Source organism: Arcobacter sp. ISO1 (assembly GCF_058105185.1).
This window is the reverse complement of the sequence record NZ_CM176573.1, coordinates 3,100,084-3,125,959: the sequence shown is the minus strand read 5'-3', so window position 1 is coordinate 3,125,959 and position 25,876 is coordinate 3,100,084. Positions and strand designations below refer to the sequence as shown.

At 28.5% G+C, this 25,876-nt stretch carries 27 protein-coding genes; 20 read left to right on the top strand and 7 right to left on the bottom strand.

Annotation, left to right across the window (positions count from 1 at the left end):
- Positions 1-8: 8 nt before the first annotated feature.
- On the bottom strand, positions 9-959 hold the full coding sequence (locus AC2TY9_RS15440) for an AAA family ATPase (RefSeq protein ID WP_489778480.1): 951 nt from the start codon (positions 957-959) through the stop codon (positions 9-11).
- Between the two features lie 237 nt (positions 960-1,196).
- On the opposite strand from AC2TY9_RS15440, the gene AC2TY9_RS15435 reads away from it, so the two are divergent.
- Entirely contained in the window at positions 1,197-2,174 is a 978-nt protein-coding gene (locus AC2TY9_RS15435; RefSeq protein ID WP_489778478.1) for an NAD(P)-binding domain-containing protein, read from the top strand.
- Positions 2,175-2,200: 26 nt separating this feature from the next.
- Here AC2TY9_RS15435 and AC2TY9_RS15430 read toward each other — a convergent pair whose 3' ends face one another.
- The 4 genes from AC2TY9_RS15430 to AC2TY9_RS15415 all read right to left on the bottom strand — a co-directional run bounded on the left by AC2TY9_RS15430 (position 2,201) and on the right by AC2TY9_RS15415 (position 5,084).
- Positions 2,201-3,085, bottom strand: coding sequence for an alpha/beta fold hydrolase (locus AC2TY9_RS15430; protein WP_489778476.1), 885 nt, complete (start codon positions 3,083-3,085; stop codon positions 2,201-2,203).
- 71 nt (positions 3,086-3,156) lie between these two features.
- Positions 3,157-3,810: an amino acid ABC transporter permease gene (locus tag AC2TY9_RS15425; RefSeq protein WP_489778474.1), complete on the bottom strand. Its 654-nt coding sequence runs from the start codon at positions 3,808-3,810 to the stop codon at positions 3,157-3,159.
- On the bottom strand, positions 3,811-4,536 hold the full coding sequence (locus AC2TY9_RS15420) for an ABC transporter substrate-binding protein (protein ID WP_489778473.1): 726 nt from the start codon (positions 4,534-4,536) through the stop codon (positions 3,811-3,813).
- Positions 4,533-5,084: a CD3072 family TudS-related putative desulfidase gene (locus tag AC2TY9_RS15415; RefSeq protein ID WP_489778471.1), complete on the bottom strand. Its 552-nt coding sequence runs from the start codon at positions 5,082-5,084 to the stop codon at positions 4,533-4,535. The genes AC2TY9_RS15420 and AC2TY9_RS15415 overlap by 4 nt, the downstream gene beginning before the upstream one ends.
- A 237-nt stretch (positions 5,085-5,321) precedes the next feature.
- On the opposite strand from AC2TY9_RS15415, the gene AC2TY9_RS15410 reads away from it, so the two are divergent.
- The 6 genes from AC2TY9_RS15410 to gmk all read left to right on the top strand — a co-directional run bounded on the left by AC2TY9_RS15410 (position 5,322) and on the right by gmk (position 10,118).
- Complete coding sequence (locus AC2TY9_RS15410; protein WP_489778470.1) at positions 5,322-5,990, top strand: TVP38/TMEM64 family protein; 669 nt, start codon at positions 5,322-5,324, stop codon at positions 5,988-5,990.
- A gap of 178 nt (positions 5,991-6,168) precedes the next feature.
- Positions 6,169-6,969, top strand: coding sequence for a 30S ribosomal protein S2 (gene rpsB / locus AC2TY9_RS15405; RefSeq protein ID WP_489778468.1), 801 nt, complete (start codon positions 6,169-6,171; stop codon positions 6,967-6,969).
- Between the two features lie 2 nt (positions 6,970-6,971).
- The gene (gene tsf, locus AC2TY9_RS15400) at positions 6,972-8,015 is read left to right on the top strand and encodes a translation elongation factor Ts (RefSeq protein WP_489778467.1); all 1,044 of its coding nucleotides are present in this window, start codon (positions 6,972-6,974) and stop codon (positions 8,013-8,015) included.
- 25 nt (positions 8,016-8,040) lie between these two features.
- Positions 8,041-8,730 (top strand): ABC transporter ATP-binding protein, encoded by a 690-nt coding sequence (locus AC2TY9_RS15395; protein ID WP_489778466.1) that lies wholly within the window; start codon positions 8,041-8,043, stop codon positions 8,728-8,730.
- Positions 8,731-9,504 carry a hypothetical protein gene (locus AC2TY9_RS15390; RefSeq protein ID WP_489778464.1) on the top strand — a complete coding sequence of 258 codons (774 nt, stop codon included), beginning with the start codon at positions 8,731-8,733 and terminating at the stop codon, positions 9,502-9,504. It begins immediately after the preceding gene.
- Positions 9,504-10,118, top strand: a complete 615-nt coding sequence (gmk, locus tag AC2TY9_RS15385) for a guanylate kinase (RefSeq protein WP_489778462.1) — start codon at positions 9,504-9,506, stop codon at positions 10,116-10,118. The genes AC2TY9_RS15390 and gmk overlap by 1 nt, the downstream gene beginning before the upstream one ends.
- Here gmk and AC2TY9_RS15380 read toward each other — a convergent pair whose 3' ends face one another.
- Positions 10,119-11,741, bottom strand: a complete 1,623-nt coding sequence (locus AC2TY9_RS15380; protein WP_489778460.1) for an EAL domain-containing protein — start codon at positions 11,739-11,741, stop codon at positions 10,119-10,121.
- Positions 11,742-11,843: 102 nt separating this feature from the next.
- Between AC2TY9_RS15380 and AC2TY9_RS15375 the strand changes: the two genes are divergently transcribed.
- Together AC2TY9_RS15375 and ccoS are read left to right on the top strand one after the other, a co-directional pair.
- A complete protein-coding gene (locus AC2TY9_RS15375) occupies positions 11,844-14,285 on the top strand; it encodes a heavy metal translocating P-type ATPase (protein ID WP_489778459.1) in 2,442 nt (813 codons plus the stop codon).
- A gap of 8 nt (positions 14,286-14,293) precedes the next feature.
- Positions 14,294-14,530 carry a cbb3-type cytochrome oxidase assembly protein CcoS gene (ccoS, locus tag AC2TY9_RS15370; protein ID WP_489778457.1) on the top strand — a complete coding sequence of 79 codons (237 nt, stop codon included), beginning with the start codon at positions 14,294-14,296 and terminating at the stop codon, positions 14,528-14,530.
- A gap of 31 nt (positions 14,531-14,561) precedes the next feature.
- Here the strand turns inward: ccoS and AC2TY9_RS15365 are convergent, their stop codons facing one another.
- Positions 14,562-14,840 carry a c-type cytochrome gene (locus AC2TY9_RS15365; RefSeq protein WP_489778455.1) on the bottom strand — a complete coding sequence of 93 codons (279 nt, stop codon included), beginning with the start codon at positions 14,838-14,840 and terminating at the stop codon, positions 14,562-14,564.
- 167 nt (positions 14,841-15,007) lie between these two features.
- Between AC2TY9_RS15365 and AC2TY9_RS15360 the strand changes: the two genes are divergently transcribed.
- The 11 genes from AC2TY9_RS15360 (at position 15,008) to AC2TY9_RS15310 (ending at position 25,641) form a co-directional block, all read left to right on the top strand.
- Positions 15,008-15,619 carry an ATP-binding cassette domain-containing protein gene (locus AC2TY9_RS15360; protein WP_489778453.1) on the top strand — a complete coding sequence of 204 codons (612 nt, stop codon included), beginning with the start codon at positions 15,008-15,010 and terminating at the stop codon, positions 15,617-15,619.
- Positions 15,620-16,555 (top strand): ferrochelatase, encoded by a 936-nt coding sequence (gene hemH, locus AC2TY9_RS15355; protein WP_489778451.1) that lies wholly within the window; start codon positions 15,620-15,622, stop codon positions 16,553-16,555. It abuts the gene before it with no gap.
- A gap of 14 nt (positions 16,556-16,569) precedes the next feature.
- Positions 16,570-17,118, top strand: a complete 549-nt coding sequence (amrA, locus tag AC2TY9_RS15350; protein ID WP_489778449.1) for an AmmeMemoRadiSam system protein A — start codon at positions 16,570-16,572, stop codon at positions 17,116-17,118.
- Position 17,119: 1 nt separating this feature from the next.
- Positions 17,120-18,109: an AmmeMemoRadiSam system radical SAM enzyme gene (gene amrS, locus AC2TY9_RS15345; protein ID WP_489778448.1), complete on the top strand. Its 990-nt coding sequence runs from the start codon at positions 17,120-17,122 to the stop codon at positions 18,107-18,109.
- A complete protein-coding gene (gene amrB / locus AC2TY9_RS15340; protein WP_489778447.1) occupies positions 18,106-18,909 on the top strand; it encodes an AmmeMemoRadiSam system protein B in 804 nt (267 codons plus the stop codon). The genes amrS and amrB overlap by 4 nt, the downstream gene beginning before the upstream one ends.
- 3 nt (positions 18,910-18,912) lie before the next feature.
- Positions 18,913-19,677 (top strand): ElyC/SanA/YdcF family protein, encoded by a 765-nt coding sequence (locus tag AC2TY9_RS15335; RefSeq protein ID WP_489778446.1) that lies wholly within the window; start codon positions 18,913-18,915, stop codon positions 19,675-19,677.
- 48 nt (positions 19,678-19,725) lie between these two features.
- Positions 19,726-20,478: a metal ABC transporter ATP-binding protein gene (locus AC2TY9_RS15330; RefSeq protein WP_489778445.1), complete on the top strand. Its 753-nt coding sequence runs from the start codon at positions 19,726-19,728 to the stop codon at positions 20,476-20,478.
- A complete protein-coding gene (locus AC2TY9_RS15325) occupies positions 20,479-21,276 on the top strand; it encodes a metal ABC transporter permease (protein ID WP_489778444.1) in 798 nt (265 codons plus the stop codon).
- Positions 21,273-22,109: a CvfB family protein gene (locus AC2TY9_RS15320; protein WP_489778443.1), complete on the top strand. Its 837-nt coding sequence runs from the start codon at positions 21,273-21,275 to the stop codon at positions 22,107-22,109. The genes AC2TY9_RS15325 and AC2TY9_RS15320 overlap by 4 nt, the downstream gene beginning before the upstream one ends.
- 100 nt (positions 22,110-22,209) lie before the next feature.
- Positions 22,210-22,695, top strand: coding sequence for a thiol peroxidase (gene tpx / locus AC2TY9_RS15315; protein ID WP_489778441.1), 486 nt, complete (start codon positions 22,210-22,212; stop codon positions 22,693-22,695).
- Between the two features lie 363 nt (positions 22,696-23,058).
- Entirely contained in the window at positions 23,059-25,641 is a 2,583-nt protein-coding gene (locus tag AC2TY9_RS15310; RefSeq protein WP_489778440.1) for a methyl-accepting chemotaxis protein, read from the top strand.
- Positions 25,642-25,876: the final 235 nt, after the last annotated feature.

Here is a 25,876-nt window from a genome sequence, read left to right as displayed (position 1 = left end):
TATTACTATTATGGAATGTCAATTTTTTCTAAGATTTTTTGAATTAAATCATCAACTTTTATATCCATAGCTTCTGCTTCATAACTTAAGATTATTCTATGTCTTAAAACATTTTTAGCAACTAAAGCAATGTCAATTGGACTTACATAATCATTCCCTCTTATAAAGGCCATAGCTTTTACTGCTTTAAACATATCAATAGTTGCCCTTGGACTTGCTCCAAATTGAATATAATCTTTTATCTCTTCAAGTCCGTAGTTTTCTACTTCCCTTGTTGCACAAATAATATCAACAATATACTCTTCAAGTTCTTTATCTATATGAACTTTTAAAACCTCTTTTTTTAAATCTCTTAATGTATTTTTATCAATAACTTTATTCATCTCAAAGATCTCATTTGCTGAAACCCTCTTTGCTATTTCATACTCTTCCTCTTTTGTATTGTATCCCACAACTATTTTAAACATGAATCTATCTAGTTGTGCCTCAGGTAAAGAGTAGGCTCCTTCTTGTTCTATGGGGTTTTGAGTTGCTAAAACTAAAAATGGCGCTTCAACTAAAAAAGAATCATCAGCAATAGTAACTTGTCTTTCTTGCATAACTTCTAGTAGGGCAGATTGAACCTTTGCAGGAGCTCTATTTATCTCATCTGCAAGTAAAAGGTTTGTAAAAATCGGACCTCTTTTTATTTTAAATTCACCAGTTTTCATATCATAAATTTGAGCACCAATAATATCACTTGGTAATAAATCAGGTGTAAACTGAACTCTTTTAAAGTCTAAATCAATTACATTTGCCACAGTTTTGACAGTTGTTGTTTTAGCAAGTCCAGGAACTCCTTCTAATAATATATGTCCATTTGTTAAAAGTCCAATTAATATGGCATCAACCATATCCCCTTGTCCAATAATTACTTTTGAAATCTCATTTTTTATATTTGAAATTATATTGTTATCCATTAGTTCTCTTTTTTATTAATTGAGCGTATTTTATCAAAAGCAAAATTTAAAAGCAAAAAGATAAAAAGTTCATAAGTAGCAATTTAAAAAGAGATGATTAAAAAGTAGACAAAAAAAGTCCTATTTAACTTTTCATTCAGTGTATAATTAAAAAAATGATTAATAGGTTTTACTACTTTTAATAATTGTAGTATTCGCAATTGTTCTTAAAAAAGAACCACCCTTTAGGAGGATGACATGAATAGAATTTATGACATAGCCGTTATTGGTGCGGGACCTGCAGGGATTGCAACTTCATGTGAAGCTGTAATCTTTGGTTTAAAAAATATTTTGGTTTTAGAAAAGAGTGATAACCACTCAGATACTATTAGAAAATATTTTAATGATAATAAACCAGTTGATAAAGACTGGAAAGGAATTCATGTAGATCTTGAAGGTCATATTAATTTTGAAGATGGAACAAAAGAGAGTACCTTAGATCTTTTTGATGATGCTTTAGAAAAAAATCTTATAAATGCAAAATTTAATACTGAAGTTTCTAAGGTTAAAAAATATGGTAATCTTTATAAAGTTATTACTACAAACAAAGAGATGTATTTAGCAAAAAATATTGTTGTTGCAATTGGTAAGATGGCAAAACCAAATAAACCAAGTTACAAAATCCCATCATCTCTTAGAAAAAAAGCAAATCATACGATAGCAGACTGCAAAGGAAATGAAGAGGTTCTAGTTGTTGGTGGAGGAGATAGTGCCTGTGAATATGCATATTTTATCCATCAAGATAATATGGTTACATTTAATTATAGAAAAAAAGAGATAACAAAAGCAAATCCAAAAAATGTAAAAAATTTAATGACCTGTGCCCAAGATGGTGAAATTAATCTGATGCTTGGAGTTGATATTGAAAAAGTTGAAGATGAAAATGGACAATTCAAAGTATTTTACACAAATGGTGAGATTAAAAAATATGATAGGATAATTTATGCATTAGGTGGTATGACACCAAAAGAGTTCTTGAAAAATTGTAGTGTTCTTTTAGATGAACACGATAAACCATTAGTTGATGAGCATAATATAAATTCAGAAGGTATTTATTTAGCAGGTGATATCGCCGGTGACATTGGAGGGTCTATTGCTTTAGCCTTAAACCATGGGTACAATATTATTAAAGATTGTGTTTATGAAGATGAAATACGCCATGCAATAAGTGCATAATTTTCACTATCCTTTAAGGATAGTGTTTATAAGAAGAAGTTTTTAAGCTCTTCGATAACTTCTTTTGGTTTTTCTTCAGGTAAAAAATGTCCACAAGGAAGTGTTTTTCCTTGAACATTATTTGCATAATCTTGCCAAACTTTTATAACATCATAGGTTTTATTTACAAAACCTTTCTCTCCCCATAAAACCAATAATGGGGTATTTAATTTCCTATTTCTTGTCTTTTCATCATCATACATATCTATAGTTGCACCTGCTCTATAATCTTCACAACTTCCATGAATTGAAGCTTCATCATAAGATATTATATATTCATTTAATGCTTTTTTATCAAACTTATCTTCAAAAGGAATGTCTTTATCACTCCATCTTTTAAGTTTCTCTTTTAAATAATACGCTGGGTCATCTCCTATCATTTTTTCAGGTAAACCATTTGGTTGAATAAGAAAAAACCAATGGTAATATCCAGTTGCAAAATTTTGATTTGTATTTTTAAACATGTGATATGTAGGAGTTATATCCATAACACAAGCCTTTAAAATTTTATCTTCATAATCTAAACACATTCTATGAACTACTCTAGCACCTCTATCATGACCTGCAAGATAAAATTTGTCAAATCCTAAATAACTTATCACTTCAATTATATCTTTTGCCATAGTTTTCTTTGAGTAATTTGAATGATCATCTAAACCTTTTGGTTTAGAACTTTTCCCATAAGCTCTTAAATCAGGACAGATTACATAAAAGTGTTTTGAAAGTTCATTTGCAACTTTATGCCACATAACATGGGTTTGTGGAAAACCATGTATTAGTACAAGAGGATTACCTTTTCCTCCATGTTTAAAATTTATTTCAATATCATCAACTTTTATTTTTTCTTCTTTAAAAGTTTCATTAAAAAGCATACAAATCCTTTTTGGAAAATTTTACTTAAAAATCATAAAAAGTACAAAATTATGGATTGGATTATAAGATTTTATTTAGTTCTATTGATTCTTCGTTCTAAATATTTAGAGAAAATAGCTATTGTGTATGTCATTATAAAATAAAAAACTGCAAGTGTTAAATATATTTCAAAAGGTTCATAAGTTCGTACATATATAAGTTGTCCGGCCCTAGTAAGTTCAGTTATTGAAAGAACTGAAACTAGTGAACTGTCTTTTAAAATAGATGCATATGTATTTGTAAGTGGGGGTAAAACTATTTTAAATGCTTGTGGATAGATGATATGAATAAACATCTGTAATCTACTAAGTCCTAAAGAGTTAGAAGCTTCATATTGTCCTTTTGGAATAGCTTGAATTCCAGCTCTTACAATTTCAGCCATATATGCACCAAAATTTAAAGACAAACCTATGATAGCAGCTTGATGACTTGACATCGTAATACCAACTTGAGGTAAACCATAATATATAAAAAATAGTTGAACCAGTAGTGGTGTACCTCTAAAAATTTCAATATATGAGCCTATTAAAATATTAAAAAACCAATTGGTTTTAAAACTCCTAAAAGTGCCAACTATTACACCAATAATTAATGCAATAATAAAAGATACAAAAGATAAGTATATAGTAAGCCATGAGGCTTCTAAAAGAAACCCCAAGTTATCATAGACTGCTGAAAAATTCAATTATTTTACTGCTAACCATTTGTTGATTAATTTATCATAAGTACCATTATCTTTTAAAGTTTGTAAAGCTTTATTAACTTGCTTTGTTAAATCATCTTTACCTTTTTTCATAACAACTACTAATTGGGCTGGTGCAAGTTTATCAACAATTTTATACTCTGTGTTAAAATCTTTTTGATTTACAGCATAAGCATAACCAACAACAACTGCATCAATACGACTGTGTTTTAAGTCTAAAAATGCTTCTGGGTTATAGTTATATCTAGCAACTTTTCCAAGTCCAGTTAGTTTGTCAACAACTTGTTCGCTTCCACTTCCAAGTTGAACACCAATAGTTTTACCTGCTAAATCTTTTTGTGAATTGATTTTATTATTATTTTTTTTAACTACTAAAACATCATTTAATAAAAAATAAGTATCTGATAAATTTACATTATTTTTACCAGCTTCTTGTTTACTCATAGCACTAACTATCATATCATAGTTATCGTTTTTAAGTCCACCTAATAATGCTTGCCATTCAGCATCTTTAATTTCAACTTTTTTACCTATGATTTTACCAATCTCATTTGCTAAATCAATATCAAAACCAACAATTTTTCCACTCTTTTCATCTCTTGATTCAAATGGTGGATAAGCTGCGCATAAACCAACTGTAATAACATCTTGTTGTGCATTTGCAAATATACCAAATGTCAACAATAATCCTGCAAAAATTTTTTTCATAAAAGCTCCTTCAATATATTCTGCACTGAGGCAGTTGGGTTATCTTCATCTAAAGCATAAAAAGATAGTTCTATACTATTTTTTTCAAGTAAATCAAAAAACACTTCCATATAAACGCCTGCTTGGTTAACTGTTTTTAAAGAGTTAAGATTTTTTTCTAAATCAAAAGATTTATCAATCTCACCTTTCCAATCAGCGCTACAAGTTTTATTAATACCACAATTTGGACTTCCATCAATGCCTATACAAGCAGATATTTCATATCCATTATTTTTATAATCAATTAATTGATTGATTATTGGAAGTAGCATATTTTTAAATTGTTGTTTATATATTGGTGTTTCATATTGTTCTTTAACCATTCCCCATCTGTTAACACCACAAGTTAACATCTCTGGACAAGGTAATTGCAAAATTCCGTAACCTTTGTCACATAAGGGAGTAATAAGTTCAGATAAACACCCATTGTAGTTTGCTAAGGAATGAACTTTTGCATTTGCATTAAGAATACAATGACTTAAAAGTATAATTTTTTTGCTTCGATTCATGAAAACCTCTATTAATAGTTTTCCTAAAAAGCAGTAGTTGACAAATAAAGCTATTTTGTCGTTCCAAACCTTGGAACTTGCTTAATTTTAGAATATAGAATTTTAGTTAATATAAACTTAATACTAGTTAAATTAATGACTCATTAATATATTTTTTATATTAATCTATTTTATCAAGTTGATATTAAATCCACTTTTAATAATCTTCTACAATTTAAAGAAAAAAACGGAAAAAAGATGAAAATTCTAATTAAAAGTGTATTGATTTTAATGTTAATCTTCACATCAACTTTACTTTTAATAAAATTTAGTGGAGTATTAACTATTTCTGATATAAAAGAGATTTTTGAAACTTTAAAATCTCAACCATCGTATATTTTAGGCTCGTTGATTGTATTCTTACTTTTAGTAGACTTATTTATTGCAGTTCCTACAATGACAATAATTATTCTTGCAGGATATTTCTTAGGTTTTGAATTGGCTTTTTTATATACTTTTACAGGACTTCTACTAGCCTCTTTCACTGGATATTTTTTATCAAAAAAATATGGTCTAAAAATTTTAAATAAATTAACTTCAGATCAAGAACAAATTGAGCAAATGAAAGAATTATTTAATAAACACGGAATTTTAGTACTAATTTTATCAAGAGCAGTACCTATGCTTCCAGAGATTTCAGCTTGTTTAGCTGGAACTTGTAGTATGTCAATAAAAAGATTTTTTACTGCATGGTCATTGGGAACAATACCATATTTATCTGTAATTGCTTATGCGGGATCAATAAGTAATTTAGAAAATCCTATGCCTGCTATTTATGGTGCTATTGGTATTACAATAAGCTTTTGGTTTTTATGGATGATATTTTTAAAAGCTAATAAAATAAGATTAAAAAAGCAAAGAATTTAATTTTTTGAATATACTTACTTAAAGCTTAATTAAAGCTAATTTAGATAAAATCACGTCTCTATTTTAAATAGAAACCTCACATGTGTCAATCCTGGTACGGGTTGTGTCAAGTAGATTGTACTTGTCATTAAGGGGCACAGAGGCTAAACCCTAAAAAATTAAAAAACAAGGAAAAACTATGGTTACAATGAAAGACCTATTAGAATGTGGTGTACACTTCGGACACCAAACAAGAAGATGGAATCCAAAAATGAAAAAATACATTTTTGGTGTTAGAAAAAATATTTATATTATCGACTTACAAAAGACGTTAAGATATTTCAGATACACATATAATGTGGTTAGAGACGCAGCAGCTCAAGGTGAAACTATGATCTTTGTTGGTACTAAAAAACAAGCTAGTTCAGCTGTTAAAGATGCAGCAATCAAATGTGGAATGCCTTATGTAAACCACAGATGGTTAGGTGGAATGTTAACTAACTACGGAACAATTAAAAAATCAATTAGAAAATTAGAAGTTATTAAAAAAATGAGAGAAGAAGGTCAATTAGATCTTTTAACTAAAAAAGAAGCTTTAATGCTTACTAGAAAAGAAGATAAATTAGAATTATATCTTGGTGGAATCAAAGAGATGAATAAATTACCAGATATGATGTTCGTTCTAGATGCAGTAAAAGAAAAAATTGCTATTCAAGAAGCAAGAAGATTAGGAATCAAAGTTGTAGCTCCTTTAGATACTAACTGTGACCCTGATGTTGTTGATTTCCCAATTCCAGGAAACGATGATGCAATTAGATCTATTCAATTATTCTGTAACGAAATGGCAGAAGCAATGAATGAAGGTAAAGCTGCATTAGCTGAAGAGAATGGAGAAGAAGCACCAGTATCTGAAGACGAGCAAGCAGAAGTAGTTGCTGAAGCAGTAGCTGAAGGTGAAGCTGAAGCAGTAGAGACTGAAGAAAAAACAGAGGAAGCATAATTATGGCAGGAGCAACTCCAAAATTAATTAAAGAGTTAAGAGAAAAATCTGGTGCAGGGATGTTAGATTGTAAAAAAGCATTAAATGAATGTGAAGGTAACATCGAAGAAGCACAAAAGTGGCTAAGAGAGCAAGGTCTTGCTAAAGCTGCTAAAAAATCTTCTAATGTAGCTGCAGAAGGTATTATTACAATTTTAGTAAATGAAGATAATACAAAAGCAACTATGACTGAAGTAAACTCGCAAACTGACTTCGTTGCTAAAAATGAGCAATTCCTTAACCTTACAAAAGCAATTACTGAGCATGCTCAAGTAAATGCAATTGCAGATGCTGAATCTTTAGCATCTTCAAGTATTGAAGGTCAAGATTTTACAACATATTTAAATGAAAAAATTGCAGTTATCGGTGAAAACTTAGTAGCTAGAAAAGTTGTTAATGTTGAAGGAACTGTAGTAAATGGATATGTTCATTTAGGTAAAGTTGGAGTTATTTTAGCTGCAAAATGTGATGATGCGGCTAAAGAAAAAACTGCAGATTTATTAAAAAAAGTAGCAATGCACGCTGCTTCAATGAAACCAACTGTTATCTCTTATAAAGATTTAGCTGCTGATTTTATTGAATCTGAAAACAAAGCTATCATTGCTGATATTGAAAAAGAGAATGAAGAGTTAGTAAGACTTGGTAAACCTCTTAAAAATATCCCTGAGTTTGTTTCTAAACAACAATTAACTGATGAAGCTATTGCTGCTGCTGAAGCTGCTATGAAAGAAGAGTTATTAGCTCAAGGGAAACCAGAGAAAATTATTGGAAACATTGTTAAAGGTAAAATTAACAGATGGATTGAAGATAACTCTCAATTAGATAAAACTCATGCTTTATTATCACAAACTTACGTTATGGATGACTCAATGACTGTTGAAGAAGCTATCAAAGCTTGTGACGCATCAATTGAATTAGTAGAATACATAAGATTCGAACTTGGTGAAGGTATCGAGAAAAAAGAAGAAGATTTCGCTGCAGAAGTTGCTGCACAAATGGGTAACTAAAAAGAAATCTAAAAAAGTGGAAGTAATGGGTGAAGATCAAAAAACAATCAAACCCATTACTCAAGCACAAAAAATACTCTTAGAAGCTAAAAATTTAACTCACGAATTTGATTATAAACTTTTTGAAAACATAAACTTAATATTAGAAGAAAAACAAACTATAGCTATTATTGGAAAAAGTGGAAGTGGTAAGTCAACTTTATTAAACATTTTATCCTCTTTACTAGAACCAAAATTTGGTGAAGTTAATTTTAATAATCAAAATATATATAAACTAAATAAAAATACTCTCTTAAAGATTAGAAGAGATGATTTCGGTATAATATTTCAAGCGCATTATTTATTTCGTGGTTTTTCTGCAAATGATAATTTAAAAATTGCAACACTTTTAAGTGGAAATGAGATTGATCAAACGCTATTAAAAAAGCTTGAAATCGATTTTGTAATCAATCAAAGCGTTGGGGAATTAAGTGGTGGACAACAACAAAGATTGTCTATTGCTAGGGTTTTAACAAAAAAACCTAAAATTATATTTGCAGATGAACCCACAGGAAATTTAGATAAAACTACTGCGCAGATAGTTATGGATAGATTACATGAATATGTTAGAGAAAATGATTCAGGGATGATACTTGTTACTCATGAAGATGATTTAGCAATGCAGTGTGATAAAGTTTATAATCTTGAGAATTTACAATTAAAAGAGTTAAAATAGATGAATTTAATATTAGTAACAAAAACTCCTATTATTGAAAAAATATTTACTTTAGTTTGTAAAAAACTAAATATAGTTTTAAGTGTTCAAGACTCATCGCCAATAAATGAAACTGCAGATTTTATTATTATTGATGAAGAGTTTGTGGATGATGATTTCAATAGACTAAAGCAACATACAAAAAAGCTAGCAGCAATTGTAAGTGAAGAATTGCCATTTGATAAATCAAGGGATTTTATCATTCAAAGACCTTTTTTACCAAACCACCTTGAAAGTTTATTAAAAGAACAAGTAGAGTTTATAAAAGAGGATTTAAAAGAAGAAAACAAGCCTAAAAAGCTTGAATTTGATGAGGAAGAAGTTATTTCAAGTTATGTGGAATCATTAGCAGATGATATTGCTGATACTATAGAAGAAGATAATGATGAATCAATAGTTACAATTGCTTCATTAAACAATGGCGGTGTCTTAGACAATCAAGAATTACATAAAATTACTGATTTATTAGAAGAAAAAGAATTAGATTTTTCAGAAGTGGTTTCTCAAAATGATTGGAAAGATATAAATCAAATAATAGATGATGCTTTAAATGAAGTTGAAGAGTATGAGTTTAATCTTGAAGAAAATAAAGAGGATCCAATAAAATTGATTTTAAATAATTACAATATCTCTGAACTTAAACCTTTTTTACAAAAGTTTGATCAAGGTGTAATTGACAGACTTTCTAATGGAGAAGATGTAAATGTTACTTTATGTTTAAGGGTGAATAAATAATGGAAAATAAGGGTGCTATTTTAATTCTTTCAGGTCCTAGTGGATGTGGAAAGTCAACACTTTTAAAAAATGTTTACAAAGAAATTGATCAGTATTATTTTTCAATTTCAACTACTACAAGAGAACCAAGATCTGGTGAAAAAAATGGAGTAGATTATCTTTTTACATCTAGAGAAGAGTTTCAAGAAGATATTAAAACTGGAAATTTTTTAGAGTGGGCAGAGGTTCATGGAAACTACTATGGTACGTCACTTAAACCTATTAAAAAAGCTTTAAAAGAAGGAAAAATTGTAATCTTTGATATTGATGTTCAAGGTCATGACATAGTTAGAAAAAAGATGGATAAAGTTGTAACTTCTGTATTTATAACAACTCCAAGTTTAGAAGATTTAGAAGATAGATTAAAAAACAGGGGTACAGATTCAAAAGATGTTATAGATAGAAGAATCCAAAATGCAAAAAGCGAAATAAGATTCTTCCAAAAATATGATTATTTTATAATAAATGATGACTTAGAAAAAGCAAGTAAACAGTTAATCTCAATTGCGAATATTGCTAGGGTAAAATCAAAACTTTTTGATAAAGAAGAAACATTAAATAACTGGCTTGACTAGTTATTTAATCTGATCATAACTTAGGGGTGCATCAAAGTAGTACCCTTGAGAAAAGTCAACACCAATATTTTTTATAACTTCATAAATCTCTTCACTAGATACAAATTCTGCAACAGTTTTAAAACCAAATTTCTTTGCAAACTCATCAATAGTTTTCACAATAATTTTTTGATTTTCAGATTTATCTATACTTCTTATTAAGGAACCATCAATTTTTACATATGAGATATTGAGATTTACTAACATATTAAAATTTGAATATCCCGCACCAAAATCGTCAACACCAACTTTACAACCATATTCATTTACTGTTTTAATAAACTTAAATACCTCTTCAAAATTTGATATCTCTTCCGATTCTAAAATCTCAAACTCTAATAAATTTGTGTATTGGGCATTTTCTTTTAAAACTTTATTTATATGTTTCATTGTTACTGCACTAGCGATATCTTCAAAGGAGATATTAACTGCAACTCTTTTATCTTTTGTTTTTATTAAGTTAAAAGCTTCATCTAACATGATTTTAATAATATGAGGATAAAGCTTAGCTTTTTTTGCAATGTTTAAAAAAGTATAAGGAGAGACAACCGTTCCATCCTCTTCTATGTATCTAATCAAAGCTTCATATTTATAAATCTCTTTTGTTTTAGTATCTACAATTGGTTGGAAATACCCTTTGAAATCTCCATTTTTTACACCAGTTTTGATTTTTTTAATCCATTTGATGTTTTCTTCAAAGGATTCTTGGATATTAAAAGAATCATTATAAATTAAAATAGGCTCGAATTTCTTTCTAGCATAAGTTACAACTCTTTGGGCATATTTATAGGCATTATTAGCATCACTCTTTGCAATACCAATGGTTATATTTAAATCAATCTCATGCTCATCAATATAAACAGGGTCTTGTTCTATAAACTCTTCAAATTTTTTACATAAATCATAGAAGCTATCAACATCCATTTCAAAATTTTTAGAAATTACTGCGAACTTATCGGCTTCAATTCTATATAAGATAAATTCATGACTTGAAAAATACTCTTTTAGCGCATCTGCAAATTCGATTAAAACTTTATCGCCATTGTGTTCACCGAAAAGATCATTAATAGTTGAAAACTTATCAATATTTATAATTGCCATTAAATCTTCACTTGAGTTTTCTAAGTCTTTTTTTAGCTTATTTCTATTTGGAAGATGTGTTAGGTTATCTGTATATAAATCTTTTAATTCATGGTAAAGTAAAGATTGACTCATAAGTTGTAAAAGTTTCTTCATATCGATTGGTTTTAATACATATTTATCTACACCAATATCAATAGCCTCAAGCAAGTATTCTGTATTAGAAAATGCTGTTGCAACGATAATTGGAATATGAGGATTTATTTTTTTTATCTCCCTAATCATTTCCAATCCATTCATTATTGGCATATTTACATCTGTAATTATTAGGTCGATTTCAGATTCGTTTTGTTTAAAAAGATCAAGTCCTTGTGCACCATTTTCAGCTACAAATTGTTTCTTTGTAAAACCTCGAAGGATATTTAAGGTAATTTCTCTTAATGCTACTTCATCTTCAGCATATAGAATTGTGATATTTTTTAGAATTGATACATTGTTAATCATTAAGAGTTACTCCAAACTTATTAGGATATAATATTATACTATCAATTAGATATATATTAAATTATCAAATATTAGTTATTTAAAAATTATTTAGGAAATTTAGTGGGTAAAGTTAAATGTAATCACTGTCATTTATCATTTGATGATGGTGTAATGATTAAAGAGGGAGATTTAAACTTTTGTTGCAAAGGTTGTCAAGGTGTTTACCATCTTTTAAAAGATGATGGACTTGAATCATTTTATGACAAGTTAGGGAACAAAACAATCTCTCCCCCAATTGAAACAAATGACGATGTACAAAGGTTTGATACAAAAAGTTTTGAAGATATATTTATTTCTGAAACCGACAATGGATTTAAACAAATTGATTTGATTATTGAAGGAATACATTGTGCAGCTTGTGTTTGGTTAAATGAAAAAGTTTTATATGAAACTGAAGGAATAATTAGCGCAGATATAAATTTTACAAACAATAAAGCAAAAATTATTTGGGATAATGAAAAGATAAAATTATCTGAAATAATCTTAAAAATTAGAAGTATAGGATATAACGCTTATGCTTATGATGCAAGTGTAGCTGATGAACAAGCTGTAAAATCAAAAAGAGAATATTTTATTAGAATGATGATTGCAGTTTTTGCAAGTATGAACATAATGATGCTTGCAGTTGCAAAATATACTGGTTTTTTTACAGGTATTGATGATAAAATTAGAGATTATATCCATGTAGCAGAGTTTATTTTAGCAACGCCTGTTTTGTTTTATTCTGGTTGGATTTTCTTTAGAGGTGCATTTTTTGGATTAAGAAACAAAATCTTAAATATGGACTTTTTGGTTAGTTCCGGGGCATCTTTAACTTATATCTATTCAGTATTTGTGATGTTTGGAGCTAAAGGAGAAAGTTATTTTGACTCTGTTGTTATGATAATCACCTTTGTCTTAGTTGGAAAATATCTTGAAGTTATTGGTAAAAAAAGTGCCGTTGATACTTTAGATAAAATAAAAAGTTCCATTCCCCTTGAAGCTACAATTGTGGAAAATGGAGTTAAAAAAACTATTGCACTAAATAATATCAAAGTTGGTGATACTATTGAGATAAGAAGTGGAGAGAAAGTTTGTATTGATGGTGTTATAACTTCAGGAGAAGGAAGTTTTGATGAATCAAGTTTAACTGGTGAATCAATTCCTGTGTATAAAGAAATGGGAGATACTATTTTTAGTGGAACTATCAATAATGATTCACTTATTAGATATGAAGCAACAAAAACATACAAAGATTCAACACTTAGTTCTATTGTTACATTACTTGAAGAATCATTAAGTTCTAAGCCTGAAATTGAATATAAAGCAAATGAAGTTTCAAAAAGCTTTACAGTTTCAATTCTAACTTTATCTATTTTAACTTTTTTAGTTTGGTATTTCTTTGGAATTGATTTAGGTTTTGATTATGAAGGAACTGATCATTTTGAGAAATCATTTATTGTTGCAATTTCAGTTATTGTAATTGCTTGTCCTTGTGCCTTAGCCTTAGCAACTCCAATTGCAAGTTTAATTGGTATTTCAGAACTTGCAAAAAAAGGTTTACTTTTTAAAGAAGCAAAATTTATTGAAACTTTAGCGAAAGCAGACACTTTAGTATTGGATAAAACAGGAACTATTACTAAAGGTGAATTAAAAGTAAAAAAAGCAAAAATAAAAGATGAGAATATACATAAATTAAATCTTTTATATTCATTACTTGAATCATCAACTCACCCAATCTCTAAATCTGTAAAAAAATATTTAGAATCAAAATATAATAATCTTCAATTAAAAAATATCAATGGTGTTAAAAATATTCAAGCAAAGGGAATGATTGGAAAATATGAAAATATTGAAGGGAATACTTTTCATCTTTTAGGCGGTAATATTGAACTTCTAAGGGAAAATAAAATTAATTATAAATTTGATAGTTCAAACTCTATTTATATTTTTGCAATAAATAGAAGGGTTATTGCTACTTTTGAGTTATCTGATGAGATTAAAGAAGATGCAGAAGAATTAGTTTCTTATGCAAAGGCTAATGATATTGATGTAATTATGTTAACTGGTGACAATGAAGATGTTGCAAAAAAAGTTGCATCTAAAGTTGGCATAAGTGATTTTGTAGCAAATGTTGACCCAATTGGAAAAGCAAAGTATATAAAAAAATTAAAAGAGAAAAATAAGACAGTTATTATGGCTGGTGATGGAATAAATGACTCTGTTGCCTTAGCTAGTTCTGATATTTCCGTAGCAATGGGTAATTCAGCAGATGTAACAATTTCAGTTTCAGATGTAGTTCTTTTAAATAATTCCTTAACAAGTTTAAAAGAAGCCTTTGAAATATCAAAAAGAACATTTAAATTTATAAAACAAAACTTACTACTATCTTTAGTGTATAATATGCTGACTATTCCTTTAGCAATGGCAGGATTAGTAATACCTCTTGTAGCAGCAGCTTCAATGAGTTTAAGTTCACTTTTAGTTGTCGCAAATTCAATGAGAATAAAAATGAAAAAATAGGAAAAAGAATGATTAATGATACACTTTTTATGATGCTAATGGTTGGACTTATTGTCTCTTTTGCAGTTTTAGGTATGTTTATTTGGGGTGCAAAAAAAGGGATGTTCGATGATAGTGAAAAGATGATGGGAGGACTTTTATTCGATAGTGAAGATGATTTAAATGATGCTAGAAGAAAAGAGGATAAGAAAAAAGAGAGTAAGACTTCAGTAAAAAAAGAGCAAAAAAAAAGTGAACTACAATAATAGTTCACTTCTTTTTAGGAATAACCGCTAATTAAAATGCAGCGATTTGTTTTGCTAAATCTTCAATGTCAGCATCAGAAAGTCTTGCAACTTGACCTTTCATAACACCTTTCATAGCTCCACCATAAGATCCATCTTTATAACCTTTTAAAGCAGCAACAGTTTTTTCAACTGGCCAACCTTTAATGATTTGTGATTTACCTAAAGCAGCTTTTTCAGCAGTAGCTCCGTGACATGCAGCACATGGTGCAAAACTTGCAGCCATTAAAGATGCAGCAGCAATCATTGTTCCTAAAACAATCTTTTTCATTCAATCTCTCCTTAAATATAAAAATAAGATTTTAGCACTTTTAGCTTTTATTTAACTTACATTATCGATTTAATCGGGTATCTATAATGATAATCTTTTTCATTTATAGCTTACTTATCTTTTAAACTATTTTTTAATATAGTATCATCTACTTAATGGGAAAAATGATGAAAAATAACACAGTATTAGAAATAAGAAATTTAAATTTTGGCTATAACAAAGATAAATTAATTTACAAAGATTTTAACCTTTGTTTACAAAAGGGACAACTTGTATCGATAGTTGGAAGTAGTGGTAGTGGTAAAAGTACACTTTTTGAATTAATAAGTGGAAATTTAAATCCTTTAAAAGGAACTATAAGTGTCTCAAATATTAGCTCAATTTATCAAGATCCATATAGTTCTTTTCATCCCTCTTTTAAAATAATTGAGCAAATAAAAGATGTACTAAATCTAAAAAACTTAAATTTTGAAGAGGAAGTTAATAGTAAATGTAAACTTTTAACTTTAGAAAAATCACTTTTGGAGAAAAAACCCCATGAACTTTCTGGGGGACAACTACAAAGGTGTTCAATCTTAAGAGCATTACTTATGAAACCAGATTTACTTTTGGTTGATGAACCAACTTCGGCCTTGGATAATATTATTGCAAGGGAAGTTATGCAGTTGATAATAAAACAACTTGAAAATTGTGCTATTCTTTTAATAACACACGACATGTCACTTGCAACTTGGTGCAGTGATGATATAATTAATTTAAATAAGATTTTGGAGAAATAGATGACTAAACAATGCACTAAAGCATTAATACTTTTAAACATGGGTGGAGCTAGAAATAAAAATGAATTAAAAATGTTTTTAACAAATATGTTTAATGATAAAAATATTTTGACTGTAAAAAGCAACTTTTTAAGATCAATTATTGCAAAATTTATAGTAAGCTCAAGATTAAATAGTGCTTGGAAGAACTATGAAGAGATTGGAAATCAATCCCCAATTAACCCTTTAACTGAAAAGTTAGTAGATAGATTAAATGAAGAGTTTGAAGATATTTGTGTTTATCAAGCTATGAGATATACTCCACCTTTTGCAAGTGAAGTTGTAAAGGATTTAGAGCAAAAGGGGATAAAAGAAGTGGTTTTATTGCCTTTATATCCACAATATTCAACTACAACAACAAAATCATCTGTTGAAGATTTTGAAGAGGTGGCAAAGGGAAAATTTAATATTAAAGTTATAGATCCTTTTTACCAAAACAAAATTTTTAATGAAGCTTTAGTAGATACTATTAAAAATACGGTTGAAAATCCAAATGAATATAATCTAATTTTTTCTGCCCATGGATTACCTCAAAAAATTGTTGATTCAGGTGATCCTTATGAGAAACATGTAAATGAACATGTAAAAATCTTATCAGAGATTTTAGCCAATCAAGATATAAAATTTAAATCTATCTCTTTAGCTTATCAATCTAAAGTTGGTCCTATGAAATGGCTTGAACCATCTCTTGATAGTGAACTTGAAAAATATAAAGACCAAAAGGTATTAATCTATCCAATCGCCTTTATTGTTGATAATTCAGAAACAGATTTTGAATTAAGCATTGAATATAAAGAGGAAGCTGATAAAATAGGTATAGTAGATTATAAAGTTTGTAAGTGTTTAAACTATGATGATAAGTTTATCAATGCAATTAAAGATATAACAAAATTATAAAAAAGGAATAGTTTATGAATGAGGCTTTACTTTTAGAAATTGCAAAAACTGCAATTAATTCAAATTTCCATGATGAGGTAAAAGTTGATAAAGAGAAACTTTTAAAAGAAAATCCTTTTTTAGGTGAAATACAAGCTTGTTTTGTAACTTTAACAATTGATCATAGATTAAGGGGGTGTATAGGTTCCCTAGAAGCAAGAAGAAGTTTAATAGATGATTTAATAGCAAACTCAATAGCAGCAGCTTTTGGTGATCCACGTTTTTTAGAACTTACACAAGAGGAGTTTGAAAAAACTGATATAGAAATCTCAATCCTAACAAAACCTGAACCTTTAGAATATGATAGTTTTGAAGATTTAGAAACAAAATTAATCCCAAATAAACACGGTGTTATTTTAGAATTAGAAGGTAAAAAAGCAACTTTTCTTCCTCAAGTTTGGGAACAGTTACCAATTTTTAATGATTTTATGGTTCATTTGTGCCAAAAAGCTGGATTATCTCCCCATAGTTTACCGGCTCTTCCTAAAATCCATACCTATGAAGCAATCAAAATAAGTAGTTAGAATGAATTATTATGAGAAAAAAGACAATGGAAAATATATATGTCTTCTTTGCTCATATTATTGCGAAATCGATAAAGATAAAGTAGGGATTTGTGGGGTAAATAAAAACACAGGTGAAGAGATTGAGTGTTTGGTTTATGGACATATTAGTGCTTTTAATATTGACCCTATTGAAAAAAAACCTTTATACCATTTTTTGCCAAATTCAAACTCACTTTCTTTGGGAACGGTGGGGTGTAATTTTCATTGTAATTTTTGTCAAAATCATGGTATTTCCCAAGAAAAAAATATTGATACTTCAAACTATATAGACCCAAAAAAAATAGTTGAGATAGCATCTTTAAATGAGTGCAAATCTATTTCATATACTTATAATGAACCAACTATTTTTTATCCATTTGCAAAAGATATTGCCTTAGAAGCTAAAAAGAAAGGTATTAAATCGGTTTTTGTTAGTAATGGTTTTGAAAGTGTTGAAGTAATAGAAGATATGAAAGGTATTATTGATGCAATAAATGTTGATTTAAAATCCTTTGATGAAAAATACTATAAAACGAAACTTGGTGGGAATTTAAATCAAGTTTTAGAAAATCTAATCACTTTTGATAAAAATGGTATACATTTAGAAATCACTACACTTTTAGTCCCAACTAGAAATGACTCAAAAGAAGAAATAATAAAAATGGTAAAATGGATAAAAGAAAATTTAGGAGTTGATATACCTTGGCATATCTCAGCTTTTCATCCTGATTTTAAGGAGTTGTCTCTTCCTAGAACTTCAATTGAGAGCTTATTTATGGCAAAACAAATTGCACAAGAGTATGGATTAAATTATGTTTATATTGGAAATGCAGGACTTGATAATATAACTTCTTGTCCCAAATGTAATGAAAGTTTAATTAGTAGAAAATATTTTGAAGTGCAATCTTCAAAACTAGTTGATGGCAAATGCCCAAAGTGTAATCAAGAAATATATGGAGTGTTTAAATGACCCAAAGAAAAACTGTAGTAGCAGGCTCTTTTTATCCAAATTCAAAGGAAGAGATTTTAAAGTTTATAGATGATTTCAATAAAAGTTTTAAACTAGAAAAACCAATCAATATTAAACCTAGGGCAGTGATTGTTCCCCATGCAGGTTATATCTACAGTGGTTTTACTGCAAACTTAGCTTATAATTTATCTTCTTGTATATCTTCAAAGCAAAACTTTAAAAGGGCAATTGTAATTGGGCCATCCCACAGAACTTTTATAGATGGTGCTTCAATTGCTTTATATGATGAGTTTGAAACACCCATGGGAAATATAAAAATAGACAAAGAGTATTCTTTAAAACTAAAAGAAAAATATAATTTTTTACATTTTGAGGAGGAGTTACACTTTGAACATTCAACGGAAACACAAGCTCCTTTTGTAAAAAACTATTTTGAAAATTCAAAGATTATAGAGATTGTTTATGGGAAATTAGATTTTAACAAATTATCACTTTTAACAGATTTCCTTCTTGAAGACGAAGAAAATTTTATTATCATTAGTACCGATTTAAGTCATTTTTATTCACAAGATGAGGCAAAAAAGTTAGATAATATTTGTTTAAATGCAATTGTTGAAAAAAACCTTGAGATGTTTGAACAAGGTTGTGAAGCATGTGGAAAGGTTGGAGTTAAAGCTATAATTAAATCAGCCATTAAAAAAGATTTAAAAACACAACTTTTACATTATTGTACAAGTTATGATATAACTAAAGATGATAAGAGTGTAGTTGGTTATACATCTGCATTAATAGGAGTTTAGGGTTTGTTATTTAGTTTAAAAAAATTAATATCTATTTTTTTGATGCCATTGTCTATTTCATTGATTTTATTTTTCATGGGTCTTTATTTTCTTTTTTCAAAAAGTTATAAAAAAGCAAAACTATTTTTAAGTGTCTCTTTTCTCTGGCTTTTTTTGATCTCATATTCACCTTTTTCCAATGCACTTATTAAACCATTGGAAAATGAGTACAAAGCTTATTTAGATATTGATTCAAGTATTGAATATGTATTAGTTTTAGGAAGTGGACATAATACAAATAAAGAGATTTCACCCCATTCTCAACTTTCTTCTTCTGCACTTATGAGATTAACAGAAGGGATTAGAATATTTAAAAAACTTGATAATGGTAAACTTATTGTTTCAGGATATGGTGGAGATGACGAAACAGCTCATGCTATTATCTCAAAAGAGGTTGCTATTTCAATGGGAATAGATGAAAAAGATATCTTAACTCAAGAGGAAGTAAAAGACACTTACGAAGAAGCACAGTATGTAAAAAGTTTTGTAGGCAATAAAACTTTTATTTTAGTAACTTCTGCATATCATATGCCAAGGGCCATGAAACTTTTTAAACAAAATGGTTTAAATCCTATTGCTGCTCCAACAGATTTTTTGCAAGAAAAAGAACCTAAAATATTAAGTAGTCCAAATGCGAATAATGTAAGAAAAACCCAATTGGCAATGCATGAATATATAGGTACTCTTTGGGCAAGTATTATTGAAAAATATAGATTTTATGTAAATTGAGTAATGATTATTGTATAATTCCCGAAATTACAATACTTAAAGAGTTATATGAATAAAATTATTGAGATAAAAAATCTTTTCTTTACCTATGATAAAAACTATGTTTTAGAAGATATAAATTTAGATATTTTAGATAATGATTTCTTAGCTATTATTGGACCTAATGGTGGGGGAAAATCTACTCTTCTTAAATTAATACTTGAATTGTTAAAACCTAAAAAAGGGCTGATAAAAAGAAATGTAGATATTAGTTCTATTGGTTATGTTCCTCAAAATACAAATTTAAATACAGATTTCCCAATTACAGCCTTAGAAGTTGTTTTAATGGGACATGTAGGTAAGAAAAAAACCTTTTTTGGACATGGGAAAGAGGATGTTTTATGTGCAATGAATTCTCTAAAACAAGTGGGGATGGAAAATTTTGCAAGTAGTAAAATTGGTGATTTAAGTGGAGGTCAAAGGCAAAGAGTATTTATTGCTAGGGCACTTTGTTCAAATCCAAAGCTTATGTTGCTTGATGAACCAACAGCAAGTATTGACGTAAAAGGTCAAACTGAAATCTATGAACTTCTAAAAGAGTTAAATAAATCTATTTCCATAGTTGTTATTAGTCATGATATCTCTGTACTTATGAATTATGCAAAAAATGTTGCCCATGTAAATAAGAATCTTGTGTATCACCACTTAAAAAATATTGAACAAACCTTTGATACTCAAAATGAGCATCTATGTGAAGTTGAACTTTTATCAGCTTTAGGGAAAAAACAAGTTTGTTGTAATCATACCCATGGAGAGGTATAGATGATAGAAGCTTTACAATATGATTTTATTCAAAATGCAATAATTGCTGGAGTTTTAGTTTCAATTGCTGCTGGTATTATTGGTTCATTAGTTGTAGTAAATAAAATTACATTTTTAGCAGGAGGAATTGCCCATAGTTCTTATGGTGGAATTGGTCTTGCAATTTTCCTTGGTCTTCCTGTGCTTTTTGGAGCAACAATTTTTGCAGTTACTACAGCATTTATAATTGCCGCAATTACTTTAAAAAATCGAAGTAGGATTGACTCTATCATTGGCATAATGTGGGCTTTTGGTATGGGAATTGGAATTATTTTTGTTGATTTGACCCCTGGATATAATGTAGATTTAATGAGTTATTTATTTGGTTCTATTATTGCTGTTTCAAATGAGGATATAATATATTTAAGTATACTAGATATGTTTATAGTCTTTTTAGTTTTAGTTTTTTATAAACAAATTTTATCAGTTTCTTATGATAGTGAATTTGCAAAATTAAGAGGTATAAATGTAAGGTTTTTTTATACACTTATTTTAATTTTAGCTGCACTTAGTGTAGTTGCAGCAATCAAAGTTGTTGGGCTTATTTTAGTAATTGCTCTTCTTACCATACCCACATATCTAGCTGAGATGTTTGCAAAAAAACTTTCAACTATGATGGCTTTAAGTGCTTTACTAGCTACAAGTTTTACCCTTCTGGGACTTATGATATCATATCTTTATGATATTAGTTCAGGAGCATCAATTATTATGGTTGGAGTACTAACTCTATTCATAGCAAAAATTTTAGGAAAAAAATGAATAATAATATAATCTTAGGAGAGTTAAACTCTTTAAAAGTAAATCGTGTGTCTGAACCAGGTCTTTATTTGATTGCAGGGGATGAAGAAGAAGTTTTATTACCAAATTGTTATGTAAATTCTACTATGCAAATAGGTAATGAGATTGAAGTTTTTATTTATACAGATAGTGAAGATAGATTAGTTGCTACTACACAAAAACCATATGCTATGAAAGATGATTTTGTTTCTTTAGAAGTTGTTGATATTACAAAATTTGGTGCTTTTTTAGATATGGGGTTGCCAAAAGATTTATTAGTACCAAAAAATAAACAAAGATCAACATACCAAGTTGGAAATGAAAAAGTGATACAAGTTGTTGAAGATGAAAAAACACATAGACTAATTGGAACAGAAAAATTCAAACTTGAAAAAGCTATAGATGGTTTTAACCAAAATGATGAGGTTGAGGTTTTAGTTTTTATAAAAACACCACTTGGATTTAAAGTTATAGTAAATAATAAGTATGAAGGTCTTATTTTCCATAATGAAATTTTTGAAAACATTCAAATTGGAGACAAAAAAAGAGCCTTTGTTAAATCTTTGAGAGAAGATGGCAAACTTGATATTTCTTTACAAAAAATTGGTGCAAAAAATAGTGATGATAATCCAAATAAGGTTTTATCAATCTTAGAACAAAATGGTGGAGAAGTAGGTTTTACATACAAAAGTGATTCTGAAGATATTAAAGAGGTTTTTGGATTAAGTAAAAAAGCTTTTAAAGCAAGTCTTACAAAACTTATAGAAGATCAAAAAATAGAGCTTTTAGAAAATAGTATTAAGATTAAAAAGTAGTTAATTTTCAATTTTTTCTATAATAACTTAATCTTATTTTGTTATACTATTTTTCAAGTTTTATTAAAAACTCAAATTTATAATAATAGGGAGAAGAAATATGGCAACAACTAAATTAAAAGGTAATATTGTTAATTTAGCGGGTACTGAAGTAAATGTAGGTGATAAAGCTCCAGTTGTAAATGTTGTGGCACAAGACTTATCAGAAGTAACTGTTGGTGGAAAAGCTCAAGTTATTGTAGTAGTACCATCACTTGATACTCCAGTTTGTGCAGCAGAAACAAGAAGATTTAATGAAGAAGCAGCAAGTTCAGATGCTGAAGTTGTAGTAGTTTCTATGGACTTACCTTTTGCAATGGGAAGATTTTGTACAACAGAAGGTATTGAAAACTTAAAAGTTGGTTCAGATTTTAGAAATAAAGAATTAGCAAATGCATATGGTGTTTTAATTGCTGATGGACCATTAGCAGGTGTTACTTGTAGAGCAATTTTTGTTACAGATGCAAATGGTGTTGTAACATATAAAGAGATTTGTCCAGAGATTACTGAAGAGCCTAATTATGAGGCTGCTTTAGCTGCAATATAATAATTTAAAAAAAAGAAAAGTGAAGGATAACTCCTTTCTTTTTCTTTTTAATTTATTTTTCTTACAATTCTAATACTTCAAAAAATAATAAAATTTTACATATAAACTAGAGAAAATAGAACCTCTTTTATAACACTTTATATTTCAAGTATAAAATAATTATAATATTAATTATTTAATAAAGTTCAATAGTGTTTAATATGCAATTAATTTGAATTTAAAGTTTGTCTTAAATTGAAACTTTAAAATAGATAAAAAGTATATAAATTTAATCTATATATTATAATAATATTTTAATTCTAAAAAGGTATACTTTTTTATTAAATAATTGAGGAAATAGTTTATTTCATGGGAGAAGATAGTATGAATAATCTTACAATAGGTAAAAAAATAGGGCTTGTAGTTACAATTGTTTCTGTAATTGCATTGATTATAGGAATTGTAGTTTTACAGTATCAAAAATCACACCTAAAAGATGAAGTTTATGAACGGGATACATTGAGTCTTCAGCATATGTCTGAAGATAATATAAATGCAAAGTTTGGTGTAGGTATTTCAAATGCAGTATCTATTGCTAATGATGGTATGTTAAAAAAATCATTAAAAGAAAATAATAGAGAAATTGCTATTAAAGCCTTGTCTAAACTTAGTAAATCAATGAAAGATTCAACTGATTTTAAAAATATAAAAGTTCATATTCACACAAAAGATAATAAATCTTTCCTTAGGGCATGGAGACCAGATAAATTTGGAGATGACCTTAGTAGTTTTAGACATAGTGTAGTTCAAGTAAACTCAACAAAAAAAGCTGTTAATACTTTTGAACTTGGAAAAGCTGGATTATCTATTAGATCTGTTATGCCAATTATGGATGAAGGAACTCACTTAGGTTCTTTAGAATTTATTCAAGGCTTAAACTCTGTTGCAAAAATATTTAATAAACAAGATAAAGGTTTTTTACTTTTAATGGATAAAAGAAAATCTTCAGTAAAACTTTTTAATGAGGAGTTAATATATAAGACTAATTATGTAATCTCACAAAAATTTATAAACAAAGATTTCTTTAATGATGCAAAAAATATAAACTTGGATGAACTATTAAAAAACAAAATATATCTTACAGATAAATATCTTTACACATATGAAATTATTAAAGATTTTAGAGGAGAAGAGTTAGGTATAGTAATTTTAGCAGATACAATGAAGCATGTAAACTCTGCTGTTGAAGATGCAGAAACTATTATTAACACTGCCTTGGTTTTAATAATAGTACTTTTAGTTTTCATTTTAGTTTTTATAACCTTATCAATCAGAAAAATTGTAATAACTCCTTTAACTGAGTTAAAAAATGGTATTAATGAGTTAACAAAAAATTCAAATAGTTCTTCTATGAAAATTACAAAAAAATCGAACGATGAACTTGGTGATGTCGTTGATAGTTTTAATAATTATTTACAATTTATTGAAGATGGTATTAAACAAGACGGTGTTGTTATCAATGAAGCTATAGATATTATAGAAAAAACAAAAAATGGTTTTTATTCATATAATATCAAAGAAAAAGCAAACTCTCCACAAGTTGAAGATTTTAAAAATAAAGTTAATGAGATGTTGGATATTACAAAAGATAATCTTAGCATGGTTACAAAGGCACTTATTGAATTTGGTAATGCTAGATATGATTATACAATTGATGCAAAAAGTTCTGGAAATATAGGCTCATTAATTAAAGGAACAAATGCTTTAGGAAGTTCAGTTTCTGAAATTTTATCTATGATTGATAATACAAGTAAAAGAGTTTCAAATAATGCAGAAGAATTAGCCGCAACTTCTGAGCAATTATCAGCATCTTCAACTGAGCAAGCTGCATCATTAGAAGAAACAGCAGCTGCTGTTGAAGAGATTACGTCAACAATTACTCAAACAGATGAAAAGACAAAAAAGATGTTAGAAATTTCAAGCGAATTATCTAATACAAGTAAAAAAGACAATGATTTAGCACATAAAACTGGTAGCTCAATGGAAGAGATTAATAAAGCTACAAATGATATCGTTGATGCAATTACAATAATTGACCAAATTGCTTTTCAGACAAATATTCTTTCACTTAATGCAGCTGTTGAAGCAGCAACGGCAGGGGAAGTAGGAAAAGGTTTTGCTGTAGTTGCACAAGAGGTTAGAAATCTAGCAGCAAGAAGTGCAGAGGCAGCTAAAGAGATTAAAGATATTGTTACATTTGCCCAAGAAAAAACAAAAGAGGGTAAAGAAACAGCTGATATTATGGTTGAAAGTTTCAAGCTTCTAAATACAAGAGTTCAAGATGTTACTGCATTAGTTGGTGAGGTATCTACAGCTTCTGAAGAACAAAAACAAGGAATGATTCAAATTAATGATGCAGTAAATCAATTGGATAAGGCTACTCAAGAAAATGCAAATGCCTCTGAAACTGTTTCAGGTAAAGCTATGGCATTAAGTGAATTATCTGCGCAGCTTGTAGCTATTATTAACAGAACTTCATTTGATAAATCAAAATCAAGTGGTGTTTGTGATGTGAATTTGGTCTTTGATACTACAAAATTAAAACTTGATCATGTAAACTTTAAAGAAACAAATTTTGTAAAACTTGGAAATGGAAAAAATTGGACAGTAAAAAATCACCATGAATGTGACTTAGGTAAATGGATTGAAACCCACAAGAATGAACCATATGCGAACAATTCTGATTGGCAAGAGTTCTTAAAAGCCCATGAACAAGTCCATTCAAATGTTCAAGAATATATTAATGTTGATAGTGCAAACAAAAGAGATGAAAGACTTCCATTAATTGCCAGAAATATAGAAGATAGTACAACAAAAGTGTTTGATTATATTGACAAAATAAAAGTTCATAAATGTGAAGAGCTGAAACTTGAAAGAGGGCGTGAGGTTTATAACAAAAAAAAATAAATCAACCCCTGTAGCTAAAAAAGAGTATTCTAAAACTAAAACTATAGAACCTCAAAATAGTAATAATGATGAATGGGAAAGCTTTTAAGCTTTCTTATTCTTTGTGATTAATTATCTATTAACTTTTCATTACTTTATGATTAATACAAATCTATTATAATTTCTTTATGGAAAGAGAAAGGACGTGCGAAATCCTTTCTCAGTTAATTTAAAAATTGCGAATTTTTAAGTTTTC

What these genes read in the sequence shown, in the direction of transcription:
- AC2TY9_RS15440 (WP_489778480.1), bottom strand. Translation starts at nt 959, where the DNA reads ATGGATAACAATATAATTTCAAATATAAAAAATGAGATTTCAAAAGTA.
- AC2TY9_RS15435 (WP_489778478.1), top strand. Translation starts at nt 1,197, where the DNA reads ATGAATAGAATTTATGACATAGCCGTTATTGGTGCGGGACCTGCAGGG.
- AC2TY9_RS15430 (WP_489778476.1), bottom strand. Translation starts at nt 3,085, where the DNA reads ATGCTTTTTAATGAAACTTTTAAAGAAGAAAAAATAAAAGTTGATGAT.
- AC2TY9_RS15420 (WP_489778473.1), bottom strand. Translation starts at nt 4,536, where the DNA reads ATGAAAAAAATTTTTGCAGGATTATTGTTGACATTTGGTATATTTGCA.
- AC2TY9_RS15415 (WP_489778471.1), bottom strand. Translation starts at nt 5,084, where the DNA reads ATGAATCGAAGCAAAAAAATTATACTTTTAAGTCATTGTATTCTTAAT.
- AC2TY9_RS15410 (WP_489778470.1), top strand. Translation starts at nt 5,322, where the DNA reads ATGAAAATTCTAATTAAAAGTGTATTGATTTTAATGTTAATCTTCACA.
- rpsB (WP_489778468.1), top strand. Translation starts at nt 6,169, where the DNA reads ATGGTTACAATGAAAGACCTATTAGAATGTGGTGTACACTTCGGACAC.
- tsf (WP_489778467.1), top strand. Translation starts at nt 6,972, where the DNA reads ATGGCAGGAGCAACTCCAAAATTAATTAAAGAGTTAAGAGAAAAATCT.
- AC2TY9_RS15395 (WP_489778466.1), top strand. Translation starts at nt 8,041, where the DNA reads ATGGGTGAAGATCAAAAAACAATCAAACCCATTACTCAAGCACAAAAA.
- AC2TY9_RS15390 (WP_489778464.1), top strand. Translation starts at nt 8,731, where the DNA reads ATGAATTTAATATTAGTAACAAAAACTCCTATTATTGAAAAAATATTT.
- gmk (WP_489778462.1), top strand. Translation starts at nt 9,504, where the DNA reads ATGGAAAATAAGGGTGCTATTTTAATTCTTTCAGGTCCTAGTGGATGT.
- AC2TY9_RS15380 (WP_489778460.1), bottom strand. Translation starts at nt 11,741, where the DNA reads ATGATTAACAATGTATCAATTCTAAAAAATATCACAATTCTATATGCT.
- ccoS (WP_489778457.1), top strand. Translation starts at nt 14,294, where the DNA reads ATGATTAATGATACACTTTTTATGATGCTAATGGTTGGACTTATTGTC.
- AC2TY9_RS15365 (WP_489778455.1), bottom strand. Translation starts at nt 14,840, where the DNA reads ATGAAAAAGATTGTTTTAGGAACAATGATTGCTGCTGCATCTTTAATG.
- AC2TY9_RS15360 (WP_489778453.1), top strand. Translation starts at nt 15,008, where the DNA reads ATGAAAAATAACACAGTATTAGAAATAAGAAATTTAAATTTTGGCTAT.
- hemH (WP_489778451.1), top strand. Translation starts at nt 15,620, where the DNA reads ATGACTAAACAATGCACTAAAGCATTAATACTTTTAAACATGGGTGGA.
- amrA (WP_489778449.1), top strand. Translation starts at nt 16,570, where the DNA reads ATGAATGAGGCTTTACTTTTAGAAATTGCAAAAACTGCAATTAATTCA.
- amrS (WP_489778448.1), top strand. Translation starts at nt 17,120, where the DNA reads ATGAATTATTATGAGAAAAAAGACAATGGAAAATATATATGTCTTCTT.
- amrB (WP_489778447.1), top strand. Translation starts at nt 18,106, where the DNA reads ATGACCCAAAGAAAAACTGTAGTAGCAGGCTCTTTTTATCCAAATTCA.
- AC2TY9_RS15330 (WP_489778445.1), top strand. Translation starts at nt 19,726, where the DNA reads ATGAATAAAATTATTGAGATAAAAAATCTTTTCTTTACCTATGATAAA.
- AC2TY9_RS15325 (WP_489778444.1), top strand. Translation starts at nt 20,479, where the DNA reads ATGATAGAAGCTTTACAATATGATTTTATTCAAAATGCAATAATTGCT.
- AC2TY9_RS15320 (WP_489778443.1), top strand. Translation starts at nt 21,273, where the DNA reads ATGAATAATAATATAATCTTAGGAGAGTTAAACTCTTTAAAAGTAAAT.
- tpx (WP_489778441.1), top strand. Translation starts at nt 22,210, where the DNA reads ATGGCAACAACTAAATTAAAAGGTAATATTGTTAATTTAGCGGGTACT.
- AC2TY9_RS15310 (WP_489778440.1), top strand. Translation starts at nt 23,059, where the DNA reads ATGAATAATCTTACAATAGGTAAAAAAATAGGGCTTGTAGTTACAATT.